Raw genomic sequence first — 14,272 nt, 5'->3', positions numbered from 1 at the left:
ATTTTTATATAAGGAGTTTAAAATCCATTTACTGTCTTCTTTTGAACAAAAAAAATCTCCCTAAGAATCGTTCTTAAAGAGACTTTTTATGATAATAATATTTACGTCTGTATAAAAATCTTCCTATTTCCGAACATTCAATACCCTCATTTAATCCTTCCCTCATCGAACAATCTTTCCAGGCTCTTGTTCAGCGAAGGCAATAATTTCATCTTTGGAGAAAGTATTGCCATCTCCTTGAATGGTATGCTTTAAGGAAGAAGCTGCGGTGGCAAAGGAAACCGTTTGTTCAGGTGGCATATTCGTTATTAGTCCATATAGAATTCCTGCTGTAAAGGCATCTCCTCCTCCGACTCGATCAACGATATGATCGATGTGAAAGACTTTCGATTGATGGAGCTTTCCAGCAACATAATAATTTCCTTGCAAAGTATTGGTAGAAGCAGAAATCACTTCGCGAAAAGTTGAACTGAAATATTTTATATTTGGGTATTGAGCTTGGAGCGTTTTATAGTACTCATAAAGTCTTTCCGTCTGGTCCCTTCCTTCCTCCGTTCTCGGAAGTCCAAGTAAATAAAGCATATCTAATTCTCCACAGGAACACAGATCAATAAAGGGCAGAAATTCCTTGATGGTTGCCCCAGCTTCTTCTTGAGACCACAGCTTCGCACGATAGTTAAAATCGAAGCTTGTGAGTATCCCTTGTTCCCTAGCTTTTTTTAAGGCAACGCCTGTTAATTTTTTCATCATAGGAGAGACTGCAGGTGTAATGCCTGATATATGAAAAAGGGAAGCGTCCTTAAAAATATCGGTAAAATCTATTTCATCCAGCTTCATTTGCGCAAAGCTAGAACCCTTTCGGTCATACGTAACTTGTGTACTTCTTCCACCCACTCCTGCTTCAATATAATAAGTACCTAATCGCTCTCCCCCTGTTTCTACATAATCCGTATGTACTCCGTTCGCTTTTAAATACCTTTTTACCCCTTGACCAAGCGGATTATCTGGAACTTTACTAACAAAATAAACCTCTAATCCTAGATTAGCCAATGATACACCCACATTAGCCTCTGCTCCTCCATAATGCATCAGCAGTTGATTGGATTGTTGAATCCTCTCACCAACAAGAGTCGAAAGACGTAATAATATCTCACCCAATGTAACAATTTTTTTCATACGATCTCCCCTCTGACTTCCTCAAGCTTTTGCACATATAGACGAGCATTTTCCGTAATTTTTTCATATTCTCCATTCTTAGCAGGCGAAATCAGTTGTCCGCCAACACCTACTGCTACACAGCCACTTTTTAACCATTGATCGAGATTATCCAAACTTACGCCCCCCGTTGGCATGATATTCACCTGTGGAAGGGGCGCTTTAATTGCCTTAATATAGTCCGGACCAAAAGCAGAGCCTGGGAAAAGTTTGATTATATCTACACCAGATTCTAAAGCTTGTTTGATTTCTGTGATCGTCATACACCCTGGCATATAAGGAATTTGATACAGATTGCAAAGTTTAGCTGTTTCTGCATCAAAACAAGGGCTCACAATAAACTCTGAACCTGATAACAACGCCATTCTTGCTGTGACAACATCTAATACCGTTCCTGCACCAACCACAATATTAGCGTCATCCTTATATTGTATCGATAACTCCTCTATCACCTTGTCTGCTTCAGGAGTCGTAAAAGTAATTTCAATGCCTTTGATTCCTCCTTGTATACAGGCCTTAGAAATCTCTACAGCTTCTTCCCGTGAATCTGCCCTAATGACAGCTACGATCCCAGCCTCTGCAATCTTAATAAGCAATTGAACCCTTTTCATTTTGCACCTCTTTTTTCGGTTAAGATCAAAAGTATGAAACTTCAAGTTTATTGTTTTTCCATTTCCCAATATTACTCCTAAAATGGAACCAGATTCATTTTATCATAGATGAAAGCGCATATATAATTATATAGTAAGTAATATAAAAATAAAGTTAGAGATCATCGAGTAGTTTTTTTAAACACGAGTTGTCATTGCCTGTTGTTCATATTCAATTTTCTTAAACGACCGATAACCAAACCACATAAGATTTAAACTAAATAAACTCACACAAAGCAACGGAATGAGTCCGGAAAAATACCAATATAAACAGAAAATAACGATACAACCGAGCATCATCATAATTGTGGATGAAAGCTGAGAGATCCCAATCAACAAAGCATATTTAATATACGAAAAAAAGGAAATTTCATAGTGAACATACACAGGGAAAAAGTTCAATATAGTAATAAAATATAGTACTCCTAAGCAAAACATAACAATAAGGAGTACTTGAAATACGAAATGAGGAGAAGTTTTAAGATAAATAATATCGATTCTTAATATATAGCCGACTACTAAAAATAACAAACCAAACAAATTGGATTTTAAAAATTCTTGTCTAAAACTATTCCAATAGATTTGCAAGGCAGATTCTTTTTCATTTCCCATAATCCACTGCCGCAAAAGAGTAAATAAACCGACCGTTGCTGGCATAAATCCAAAAATCCCTAGCCCTAATATAGTGAAAAACACCCATAATAGATTGGCATAGACAAGCTTGATCACCCATTCTCCAGCTTGATAAACCACCTTCATGAGGCCATTTAGTTGCATGAATTGATCACTCTCCCTTGTCAGGAACTTGACAATAATTTTGCCAAGTCCCCTCATTTTCTTTCAATTAGCCCTTTACTGCTCCAATCGCTACACTACCAATAATTCGCTTGGAAAATATTGCGAAAACAATAATAATCGGTAGAACGGACAGTGCGACACCTAAATACTGAACACCATAATTGGTACCATAGTACCCTTGAAGAAGTTGAACCAATAAAGGCAGTGGATATTTTTGATTGGAAAAAAGTAAGACCAATGGTCCGATAAAGTTATTCCACGAACCGATAAAGGTAAAAATACCTAATGCGGCCAATGCTGGTAATAGCATCGGCAAAATAATGCGGTTAAATGTTTTAAACTCCCCAGCTCCATCGACCCTTGCCGATTCCATAATTTCGTCTGGAATGGTCCCATCAATAAATTGTTTGACAAAGAAAACAGCAAAGGCATTAGCAGCGGCCGGTAAAATTAAGGCTGCGTATGTGTCCAATAGGTTCAAAATATACATAATCCGGAAAGTCCCCACAAGTCCGAGCTGCTGGGGAACCATCATCGTTGCTAATACAAACCAGAACAACACTTTATTCCCTTTAAACTTATATTTAGCAAACCCATAGGCATTTAAAGCCCCAAAATAAAGTGTCAACGCGGTTGAACATGTTGAGATAATTAAACTATTCAAAAAGCCACGCCATATATTGATATTCTCATTCATCGATTGGTAATTTTCGATTAATGCGTGTCCAGGTAGAAAGATGAATTTGGAGGCAATATCCGCATTTGTATGTGTCCCATAAATAATCATAATATAGAAGGGAACGATACAAATGATGGCCAAACATAAGAGCAAAACATGAATGATAATATGACTCGGTTTCATCTTTTTAGACTTCCGAATTGATCGGCTGATTTCCATTTGCACCATCTTCTGTGCCATCCTTTATGACCTCCCTTGAATATCTTCGGTATTTGTTCTTCGGTTTGTAATCACAAAGGAAAGGATCGAAAAGATCACAATCACGATAAACAACCCGAATGCGATCGCTGAACCGTAACCATACTGATATCTTGTAAACGCGGTCTCATATAAATACATCACACTCGTTAATGTGGCTTTGTCCGGCTCCCCTGAACCGTCTGTTAAGGTATATGGTTGATCAAATATTTGCATCCCCCCAATAATTGAAGTTATAACTTGGAAGATAATGATTGGTTTTAAAAGTGGTAATGTAATATGAAAAAACACTTTCACTTTGGAAGCGCCATCAATTTCGGCAGCTTCTAATAAATCTTTTGAAATCCCCTGAAGACCAGCGATATAGATAATCATGGAATAGCCAAAATACTGCCAAAAGAGAATAGATGAAACTAGTATTCTCATAAACATCGGTCTATCCGCCCAATGAATCGGATCCTGAATAAAACCGAGACTCATTAATAATTGGTTAAAACTTCCCGTTTGCCAACTAAAAATCAACCCAACTAAAAGTCCTAATGATGCGGCTGTCACAATATTCGGAAAGAAAAACACAGCCCGAAAAATACTTTTTCCTTTGACAAACTTTTCATGTAGGACTACAGCGAGTACTAGACTTACAGTTAACTGAGGTATAACCGAAACGCCCCAAATAAGTAGTGTATTAAACAATGATTTATAAAAGAAAAAATCGCCAAAAAGTCGTTGATAATTCTCAAAGCCAACTATAACCGGAGTACCAAAACCATCCCAATTGGTAAAGCTCAAATAGAAGGAATATACAATTGGATATAATCCAAAAACAAGAAAAATGATAAAAAATGGGGCGATAAAAACATACCCATAGTGATCTTTTCGTAAAAGTTTTGAAAACATATTCAGTCCTCCTTTTCCGGTATATAAACTCCAGCTGTATGGCTAGTCCACATCAATTTCAGGAAAGTTATGCCCAACTTCTGTTTTGAATGACTCAATCATTTCATCTTTTGTTTTGTACCTTCCATTTAAATAATTATTGACCTTATCACTCCATATTCCATTAAAATCATTATCATATTTCGTCTGTGGCGCTGAAGGGACTTGCTCTCCAGCTTCTACAAAAAACTCAAAATACTTTTGTCCACCTAGAAATTCAGACGTTAGTTTTGGGGCTAATTCAGAATCAATCTCTCTATTGCTAAGAAAATATTGTTGACTTTCTGCAAGCTCCTTCAAAAACTTTGAATCAGACGTATAAAATTTCATAAATTCCCAAGCAAACTCCTTATTCTCACTTTTGTTATACATCGCTAAATAAGTACCGCCACTACTGAATGATTTAGGGCCATGGGCCAACCCCCATTTTCCAGCAGTTGCTGGAGCATCCTTTTCGAATGTATACGGCAATCCCCATGTAGCTGCCGGATAAAACATTACCGTCCCATTTTGCATGGAGGCTGTTTTCGCCGATCCTCCACTCTCATATTTTGCTTCCACGTTCTTTTCTCTTGCTTCTTTTAATAAATCCAATTCATTCATTCGTACAGAATCAATCACTAATTTTCCATCTACGACCCAAGGTTCATTAATATTCGCACTCTCCACCACATCAATATCATTCCAACCACCTAATGCGTGAATTTCCCCACCGCTTTCTTTAAAAACCATTTCGCCAATATCCATAATTTGATCCCAGCTGGAAATCATCTCACTTACTTTATCAGGATCATCTGTATCTAGATACTTTTCCGTAAGATCTCTTCGATAATAGAATCCCCCTGGGGTCCCCTGATAACCTAAGCCCCTGATAATCCCATCTTCATCTGTTTCGATGTCCTGAATATATTGAAACTGCTGCTCAAGTATTTCCTCAGCATGATAAGGTGATTGCGACAAATTCTCTAGGCGTGGTATTTCTTTTATTTGTGGCCAATACGTATTCTCTACAAAGAAAATATCTGGTACATTTTTCTCCACCTGCAAAACAGATATTAATTTTTGTACATAATTATCATTGGTAATAAAGAGAAGGTTTACATCAATGTCAGGATTTCTTTCCTCAAATTTCTCAACAGCATACTTTGCCTCATCCGTAAAAGTCCAAATGGTCAATTCATTCTTCTTTTCATTAGATGCAGAGAATGAACATCCAAAAAGAATAAGAAGCAAACATAGAAAAACAAATACTAACTTTCCTTGCATTTTTCAACACCACCCTTTTATTTATTGGAGAAACAAAGAAAAAGCTATATAATATACCACCTCCTTAAATCTATCTACGTTACCTATAGTGGTGGTCTTTGATGAAAGAACAATGTTTATATCCCTGATAATGAATGCGCTATCACAAAAGAAAAAGTTTCATTGATTTATTAAAAAACCTTTTATTAGGTATTTCCTAGTCTTTTTTTTTAGGAGATTTTTTGAATAAGGTTGTAACCTTCCGTAGAATCAATTACTAAATTTTGGGCATTATTATAACAATGCCTTCATTAGTTTGTTCATTGAATATACAAAGTTTTTGGATTTCCTTCTATATAACTCTTTTTCTCATTAATCAAAAATAAAGCTTTATATACTTTACACAAATAGTAGTACTTATGAAATCATTCCCAAGACTATAATTCCTTCTGTTCGTTCTTGGTAAATTTCTATTGTAAATCTACTTTTAAAATGCAAACATTCCTTCTTCATATTTGTTTGCATCTGTAAAATTCCTAATTTGTTAAAACCCCTTTTTGGTGGTAAGTTCAGAATTTTTTCAAGATAACGACTATAAAATAAAGGAAGCGGAAGACCGAGACCCCTTATACAACAATTCGGGCTTCCTACTCCCACCTTGAAAAGTGAGTACCATCTGTTTTCAAGGACTCCAGAAGACCTTTTTACAAACTCTTTTCAGAGTACATCCGTTTTATTCATATTTACCGCCTGTAGTAATCTCATTGCTATTGAAATTTTCAATTGCTGTCGTTTTTTCATAAAAATGCGTGACATTCTTTAAGATTCCTACTCTTGTATAGAATGGGCTATCTTCTTCCAGTGGAAGTTGTATCGTTTTTCCCAGACTAGAAGATTGATAAATGGCTGTAATCAGTTCTAATGTTTGCCGCCCTTGCTCTCCATCAATCAAAACTGGTTTATTTTCTTCAATTGCTGTCAATACATTGTCAATCTGACCAGTATGTCCCTCATATTTTAACTTTGGAAGTTGTTCGTACACTTTTTGAATCTCCGCTTCTAAGGTTTTATCGTCTTCAGGGAAACCATTTTCTTTTGAACGAGAAGCTTTGAGCTTCCATGGTGCTGATACACGCGCATTTTCCCCTTGAAAAATCAACTGCTGCTCCTCTCCATGATGAACAACCGAACTCGTAATTTGCGCTAGACTGCCATTTTCATATTTGCCAATCGCGATCGAGATATCTTCTACTTCAGCATTATCATGAGAGGTATTGCTTGTAATCGCTGTTATTTCTGCCGGCATCCCATTCATCCATTGGAATAGATCAATATGGTGGACGGCATGATTTAATGTACAGCCTCCGCCTTCTTTCTCCCATGTACCTCGCCACCATAAATCATAATAGCTATGACCTCGCCACCAGTAAGAGTCCACTTGGGTATGAACGATTGGTCCCATTAATTTAGTGTCCAGCACTTTTTTTAGCTTCATCATCGGGGTTGTAAAACGGTTCTGAGCAACAACGGATAAAATCTTCCGATGCTTGTGGGCAGCTTGATTCATCGCATCGCATTCTTTAAGCGAGGAAGCCATTGGTTTTTCTACTAAAACATGTTTGCCTGCCCGCAAGAAATCAATGGCAATTTCTGCATGCGTATAAGGCGGAGTACAAACAGAGACAAGATCAATATCTGTCCGATCTAATAGAGCTTTGTGATTGTCGACAACATCGACTGCCAGGTGTAATTGTTCCTTTAGTTTTTTAGCTTTTTCAGGGAATACATCACATAAAGCAACAATATTACATCGTTCGGGAAAATTTAAATAGGCATTCATATGAGCAGGCGCAATCGCCCCTGTACCAATAATCGCGATATTTAACATAGTAGCAATCTCTCCCTTTTGATTATTTGAGCTTTAAAAGGCGAATCTCTTACACACCCGAATACGCCATAAATCCTCCATCCACTGGGACACAAATTCCTGTTACAAACCCGCTCGCTTGCTCATCTACTAACCAAAGTAAAGTGCCTAATAAATCCTCTGGACTGCCTAATTTTCTCATCGGTGTATGGGCGATTATCTTTTCCATTCTTGGAGTTGGGGAGCCATCTTCATTCGTAAGCAAGGAGCGATTTTGATCGGTTAAAAAGAAACCAGGCGCAATCGCATTGACGCGAATATCTGCTGATGCCATATGAACAGATAGCCATTGAGTAAAATTATTAATTGCTGCTTTTGCTGCACTATAGGCAGGAACCTTTGTCATTGGACTAGGAGCACTCATCGATGAAATATTAATAATCGACCCTTGATTTGCGATCATTCGCTTCGAAAAAATTTGTGAAGGAATTAATGTACCAATGAAATTCAAATGAAAAACAGATTCAAACCCTTTAGTAGATAAATCAAAGAATGATTGAATATCTTTGTCATCTACATCTGCTAGCTGAAAGATTTCATTTGTTGTACTTGCCTGTGGATGGTTTCCTCCTGCACCATTTATTAATATTTCACAATTCCCGTACCTTTCAAAAACCAATTCATCTGCTTTTTTAACACTTTCTTGATCTAAAACATCACATCGAACAGGAAATGCCTCTCCACCCGCCGCTCTGATCTCATCAGCTACTTTCACCGCCTTTTCATATGTGCGGTTTAAAATTGCTACTTTCATCCCTTGTCTAGCAAGTTCTCTCGCCATACAACCACATAAAACTCCTCCACCACCTGTTATGACGGCTACTTTCCCATCTAAGTTAGGATTTTTTGCAAGCAAAATGTCCCCTCCCCTTTCAGATTCGGTATTTCTAAACAGATGTTATACGATCGTTACTAGGACATCGTTTTCGAATAGACCCTTTTTTCCTTTTTGCTGCTCTCTAACGAGTCCCATATTCCCCAAAGATACATAATCCCTAGAGCACGATCATATAGACCATATCCTGGCCGGCATTCTTCATCCCAAATATGCCTGCCATGATCTGGGCGGACATAACCAGTAAAACCACAATCGTGATACGCCTTGACAATCTCATACAGATTAAGAGATCCGTCTTTGCTTCGATGCGATGTTTCAATAAAATCGCCATTTTCATAGATTCTTACATTTCTAATATGAGCAAATGGAATGCGGTCAGCAAATGCTCTTATTATCGCTGGGATATCGTTTTGGGGATTAGCACCCAAAGAACCGCTGCATAAAGTAATACCATTATATGGATTGTCGACAAGCTGAAGAAATCTTCGAATATTATCTTGTGAAGTCATTAATCTCGGTAAACCAAATATCTCCCACGGTGGGTCATCTGGGTGAAGCGCCATTTTAATATCGTGTAATTCAGCCACTGGAATAATCTCTTCTAAAAAGTACTTCAAGTTATTCCATAATTGCTCTGTCGACACATTACTGTAGGCAATGAAAAGCTCCCTCAACGACTTTAAACGTTCTGGTTCCCAACCTGGCATCGTAAAACCAGGGGTATGAGCAATTTTCTCTACTAATTCTATAGGGTCCATTCCATCCACTTTCACCTTTTCATAAAATAAGGCAGTTGAACCATCTTCCAACGGTTTAGCTAAATCGGTTCTTGCCCAATCAAATACAGGCATAAAATTATAACAAATAACTTTTACACCAACCTTAGCTAAATTCTTGATCGTCTTTTTATAATTCTCAATATACGTATCCCTAGAAGGTAAGCCGAGCTTAATATCATCGTGAATATTAACACTTTCCACAACTTCCATGTGAAATCCATATCCATCTGCTTGCTGCTTTACTTCAAGAATGCGCTCCAACGGCCACTCTTCACCTGCTGGAATATCATGAAGTGCCCAAACAAGCCCTTCCACTCCAGGAATTTGTTTAATATGACGTAAGCTTACGCTGTCATTCCCTTCCCCAAACCATCGAAATACCATCTTCATGCCTTATTCCTCCTAATATAGAAAACGCTTTCCTGCACATGCTAAATAGGGCGTTATCCGTTAGAACCTATTTAAAGTAATCTGGATAACGCGATTTAAGTTCTTCCTTTTCAAAGTTTACTAATTTTAAATGCTGTGCCATCATATCTTCTGCGAGATCTGGTTTATTTTCTGCTATATATTGGTAGATCGCTTTATGCTGGTCAAAAAGGAGAGACCAATTCAAATTGGAAGCGATACTTAACATTCGTACTCGATCAAAATGACTATTCATTTGTCTGATCATCTTAAACGAGCGAACTTTTTTACAGCCTTCAAATAATAAAAGATGGAAAGACTCGTCAAGCTCAAACAAGTCAGAAATCAGATCTTTTTCCAAACATAATTTCTGCATAACTAAGTTTTTCTCTAATTTCATTAGTTGATCATCGTCAAAGCTACCACAAGCATCTCGCACAATTGCCTTTTCAATATTTTCTCGAATAAACCGTCCTTCTTCCACTAAGTTTAAATCAATTTTCGTGACAAAAGTTCCGCTTTGTGGATAAATTCCCACTAATTCTTCTTCTGCTAATGTCAAAAACGCTTCTCTTACAGGAGTTCGACTTACGTTAAGCTTAGTCGCTATTTCATTTTCGGAGATTTTCGTTTCAGGCTCTAACTCACAATGAATAATTTGTTTTTTTATCGTTTCATACACATAATCCCTCGTAGAACCATTCGTTCTTGTCCGCGCATTATTAATGTCTCTCACCCCGGCTTATAATCATAAACAAATTTATAATAACATCTTCCGTAATATTTGTATACTAGTATGGTAGTAATAATTTTGATGTTCTTCGCCATAACAATAGTGTTTTCAATAGGTCTTTTTAACCTTATTATTTTAATAATTTTACAAGATTTTTCCTTTTTTCTGCATTTTATTGTCAATTATTCTAGTACAAATGGTATAATCAATCTAGCTAAAAATGGATTTAAGGATAAAATAACCAGGATAAAAGAAAGGGGATTCATATTTAGAATTTTCTCAAACTTGCACGAATAGCATCACTGAGAACATGTTGAATTTTGAACATTAAGGGAGGAAGGAACATTGGGGCAGCTAAGAAAGTGGTTGAATAAGACCAAAGGATTAGGTAAAAAACTTATTCAAAAAATCTCTTTAAAAAACAGAAAATTACATACAAAGAAACAAAAACTAGGATCGATAAAGACGAAAAAATCCATTAGCACAAAAATTTTATACAATTTTATTGTAACTGTTTTAATATTCGTTTCTGTTGTGGGCATTTCCTCTTATGTCATTTCTAATCAGATCATTAAATCAAAAGTGAAGGATGCATCAGAACAAACGATTATTCAAGCTGGAGATAAATTAGACTTTGTTTTTAGTAATTATAAAAACCGTATTACTGAACTGATCATGAAAAAGAGTTTTACAAGTAATCTAAGCTCTTTACATGAGTTGGCTGGAGAGACGAATGACTATCAATATTTTCAATTAAAAAAAGAGGTTGAAGAAGATTTAACAGGTGTGGCTTTGGTAGATAATTATTTAAATATACATTTATTTGATGTCGAAAAATCTGAAGTCCTTTCATCTTCAAGCATTCCAGATAGTACGCAAATTATAGAATCCGATTGGTATAAAAATGCACTTGATGCTAAAAATGGAGCCATATGGATCGGAGGAAATCAAGCAGGACTTAACGGTGATAGTACTTATCCAACGATTAGTTTTGGGCAAAAGGTTAATATCGGTAGTAGCGACTACTTTATTATTCTTGAAGTAGATAATGATTTACTAAAAGAATCATTAGAAGGCGTTCGGTTTGGAGAAACGGGCTTAGCTAAACTGATCGATCAAAATAATCGCATCGTATTTTCGTTTGATGATGATGAAATCAATAAGGAAAATTCCTATTCTATTTCAACAGATTCAGATGCAAATGTATTTGAATCAGGAAAGCAATTGATTTTTCAAACAAAACCTGAAAGCACGGAATGGTACTTAGCAGGGGCTGTATCTTCTTCTGAATTAACCAAGGATACGAGAATTATTTTTTATGTCACAGTGTTAATGATTATTTTATCGATTATCGTTTCTTTAGTGATTGGAAGACGAATTGTCAATATGGTCGGCATTCCTTTGGGGAAAATAACGGAATTAATGGCTGTGGCCCAGAATGGAGATTTAACGACACGATCTGATCTTACAAATCGTGAAGATGAGATCGGGCTTGTAGCCAACAGCTTTAACAAAATGCTAGAAAACATTTCAGAAATGATGTGGAAAACAAGGGACTCGGCAAATAAGGTTTTACAAGCAGCCGTTGAATTAAGTGAAATATCGAAAGTTCAATCAGAATCGGCAAAAGAAGTTGCCGTGGCATCTGAAGAAATTTCTAGTGGGGCAGCTAATTTAACTCACGAAGCTGAAAATGGCAACAGTTTAGCTATGAACATTAATGTTGAAGTAGAGAATGTATACAGTAATAATACAGAGATGGAAAACTATGCTAAAGAAGTTTTAGCAGGTAGTAATGAAGGGATCAGCAAAATGAATGAGCTCGTGACTCAGACAAAGCACGGCGAGCAAATGACGAGCGCTCTGATTAGCAAAACTGATACATTAAAAGCAAGTACAAATCAAATCAGTGAGGTTATGGAGATTCTAACCAATATTGCCCAACAAACCAATTTACTCTCATTAAATGCCGCCATTGAAGCAGCTCGAGCAGGCGAAGCAGGCAAAGGATTTGCCGTTGTAGCCGATGAAATCAGAAAGTTATCTGCCCAATCGAAAGAATCGATTGACACAGTAGGGAATATCACTCTCGCCATTATTAATGAAGTAAATGGTACACTACAAGTATTAGAGGAAGCAAATCCTGTTTTTAAAGAACAAGTCGTAAAAGCACAGGAAACAGATGTGATTTTAAATAAAGTGGGCACACATATGAATGAATTTATGGGCAAAATTGAGCATGTGTCCAATTCAATCCGACAATTACAAGAGTCACAGGATGTCTTGTCGTCCACAGTTCAGCAAGTGAGTGCAACGGCAGAAGAGTCCTCTGCAATTAGTGAAGAAGTCTCAGCCTCAACGGAAGAACAATTAAAAGTGAGTGATTCACTTGTCACCACTTCAAATGAATTAAAACGATTATCGGAAGAATTGCAGGAGATTTTGGGGAATTTTAAAGTGTAATAGAACAAAAGCGCAAGCGCCTTGATGTAAGAAGAAAGGCTAAGTTCGCGCCTTCCTGGCGCAACGCCTTCCTGACCAACATCCTGTTGGCCTCCGACAAGCAAATGTTCCTGAACCTAGGAAGGGGCTTTTTCCCTTCATAGGTTCAGGGTTATTAAGCAGAACATCGGCTAAGTTCGCGCCATCCTGGCGCAACGCCGATGGACTCGCATCCTGCGAGCCTCTCGGGGCTAGGCGCTGGAGCTGGATGACAAAACTCAAAATTACAACTTATCCACAAGCCAAAAATTTTATAGTTTCCCACTAGCGTTGCATAAAAAAGCGATAATAAAGTCAAGTGATTTGTTTTCTACGAGAGACGATATATAACTGAATATTCAGTTATATATCGTCTCTTTGCAAAAAAAAAGGAGAATGGGAATTAAGGGTAGTCCTTCATCCATTTTTTTAGAATTTTATATTAAATAACCCAATATCATAATAGAAAATGTAGTATTAAAATCCGAACAATGTTGATTTCCGCTCCAGTCGGACGCTTTCCGCGGGCTTGGCTTCAGTCTCCTCGCCGCTATCGCGCCTGTGGGGCCTTCCGCTCAAGCTATTCCCGCAGGAGTCGCCGACTTCCACTCCAATCAACCGAATGGGAGATGTACATGGACTCAAATGATGGGATCGTAAGTTAGGTCCTCCAAATGGAAAATATCCCCAAATTCATATTGTGCGAGAGTTTCTTCAAAAATCCGCTGATGTTCAGGCCTGCGTCGACCATGAGAAGATCGCTCTGGTTCTTTACACAACTCTGAAATCAGCTCAACCATAGGCTTTGACCAATAATCACTCATACCGTTTAGCATTTCAAGCAATGTTCCTTTGTAGCCTACTTTCTTCTTCATGAGTAATGTTAAACAATAGGTAATCATCGCAATATAAACCTGATTATAGACCGCATTTTTTCCTTTTCCATATAACGTCTTCAGGACAAGATGTTGTTTGATCCATTTGAAGAATAGCTCAATCTGCCACCGATTCCGATAGAGATCACTGATTTCTTCCGCCTTGACTTTTGCATCATTGCAGATAATGGAAATCTTATTGCCTTCGCTATCTACTGTCTCGACTAATTGTAAAGGGGTCTTCATGGTGCCAATTTTCACAACGGCATGTCGTGTAATGGAAGAAGATGGATCGACCGGTAACTCTTCGACTACGCGTACAAGGTATTGCTTTTAATCCGTGTAACAAATCGAATTCCGTTCGAAGAATAAAGATCAAATTTTTCAAAGTTGAAATATCCTCGATCAAAGACATGGAGGGCCTTTTTATCTGGTGTCATGAGTGCGTCT

At 37.4% G+C, this 14,272-nt stretch carries 12 protein-coding genes and 1 pseudogene; 2 read left to right on the top strand and 11 right to left on the bottom strand.

All coding sequences use genetic code 11. From position 1 onward, the window contains the following. Positions 1-162 precede the first annotated feature (162 nt). The 10 genes from KI375_RS05040 to KI375_RS04995 form a co-directional block, all read right to left on the bottom strand. Positions 163-1,176, bottom strand: coding sequence for a sugar kinase (locus tag KI375_RS05040; RefSeq protein ID WP_212972449.1), 1,014 nt, complete (start codon positions 1,174-1,176; stop codon positions 163-165). Further along, positions 1,173-1,826, bottom strand: coding sequence for a bifunctional 4-hydroxy-2-oxoglutarate aldolase/2-dehydro-3-deoxy-phosphogluconate aldolase (locus KI375_RS05035; protein WP_212972448.1), 654 nt, complete (start codon positions 1,824-1,826; stop codon positions 1,173-1,175). The genes KI375_RS05040 and KI375_RS05035 overlap by 4 nt, the downstream gene beginning before the upstream one ends. A gap of 177 nt (positions 1,827-2,003) precedes the next feature. Beyond that, a complete protein-coding gene (locus KI375_RS05030) occupies positions 2,004-2,642 on the bottom strand; it encodes a YesL family protein (RefSeq protein ID WP_212972447.1) in 639 nt (212 codons plus the stop codon). Positions 2,643-2,709: 67 nt separating this feature from the next. After that, a complete protein-coding gene (locus KI375_RS05025) occupies positions 2,710-3,582 on the bottom strand; it encodes a carbohydrate ABC transporter permease (protein ID WP_212972446.1) in 873 nt (290 codons plus the stop codon). Positions 3,583-3,585: 3 nt separating this feature from the next. After that, on the bottom strand, positions 3,586-4,497 hold the full coding sequence (locus KI375_RS05020; RefSeq protein ID WP_212972445.1) for a carbohydrate ABC transporter permease: 912 nt from the start codon (positions 4,495-4,497) through the stop codon (positions 3,586-3,588). 42 nt (positions 4,498-4,539) lie between these two features. After that, on the bottom strand, positions 4,540-5,802 hold the full coding sequence (locus KI375_RS05015) for an ABC transporter substrate-binding protein (protein WP_212972444.1): 1,263 nt from the start codon (positions 5,800-5,802) through the stop codon (positions 4,540-4,542). Positions 5,803-6,514: 712 nt separating this feature from the next. Further along, positions 6,515-7,669 carry a Gfo/Idh/MocA family protein gene (locus tag KI375_RS05010; protein ID WP_212972443.1) on the bottom strand — a complete coding sequence of 385 codons (1,155 nt, stop codon included), beginning with the start codon at positions 7,667-7,669 and terminating at the stop codon, positions 6,515-6,517. A gap of 49 nt (positions 7,670-7,718) precedes the next feature. Further along, complete coding sequence (locus KI375_RS05005; protein WP_212972442.1) at positions 7,719-8,564, bottom strand: SDR family oxidoreductase; 846 nt, start codon at positions 8,562-8,564, stop codon at positions 7,719-7,721. A 56-nt stretch (positions 8,565-8,620) separates the two neighbouring features. Then, positions 8,621-9,715 (bottom strand): mannonate dehydratase, encoded by a 1,095-nt coding sequence (gene uxuA / locus KI375_RS05000; RefSeq protein WP_212972441.1) that lies wholly within the window; start codon positions 9,713-9,715, stop codon positions 8,621-8,623. A 67-nt stretch (positions 9,716-9,782) separates the two neighbouring features. After that, on the bottom strand, positions 9,783-10,415 hold the full coding sequence (locus KI375_RS04995; protein ID WP_244852298.1) for a GntR family transcriptional regulator: 633 nt from the start codon (positions 10,413-10,415) through the stop codon (positions 9,783-9,785). A gap of 726 nt (positions 10,416-11,141) precedes the next feature. Here KI375_RS04995 and KI375_RS27905 point away from each other — a divergent pair. Both KI375_RS27905 and KI375_RS27900 read left to right on the top strand, forming a co-directional pair. Next, positions 11,142-11,987, top strand: a pseudogene (locus tag KI375_RS27905) (cache domain-containing sensor histidine kinase); the annotation flags it as partial. Continuing rightward, on the top strand, positions 11,982-12,929 hold the full coding sequence (locus KI375_RS27900; protein ID WP_374706811.1) for a methyl-accepting chemotaxis protein: 948 nt from the start codon (positions 11,982-11,984) through the stop codon (positions 12,927-12,929). The pseudogene KI375_RS27905 and the gene KI375_RS27900, both read left to right, overlap by 6 nt. A 659-nt stretch (positions 12,930-13,588) precedes the next feature. On the opposite strand, the gene KI375_RS04985 is transcribed toward KI375_RS27900, so the two are convergent. Beyond that, the gene (locus tag KI375_RS04985) at positions 13,589-14,068 is read right to left on the bottom strand and encodes a transposase (RefSeq protein WP_244852296.1); all 480 of its coding nucleotides are present in this window, start codon (positions 14,066-14,068) and stop codon (positions 13,589-13,591) included. Positions 14,069-14,272: the final 204 nt, after the last annotated feature.

Source organism: Bacillus sp. J14TS2 (genome assembly GCF_018333015.1).
GTDB lineage: Bacteria > Bacillota > Bacilli > Bacillales > Bacillaceae_C > Lederbergia.
This window is presented reverse-complemented; position numbering and strand designations above follow the sequence as displayed.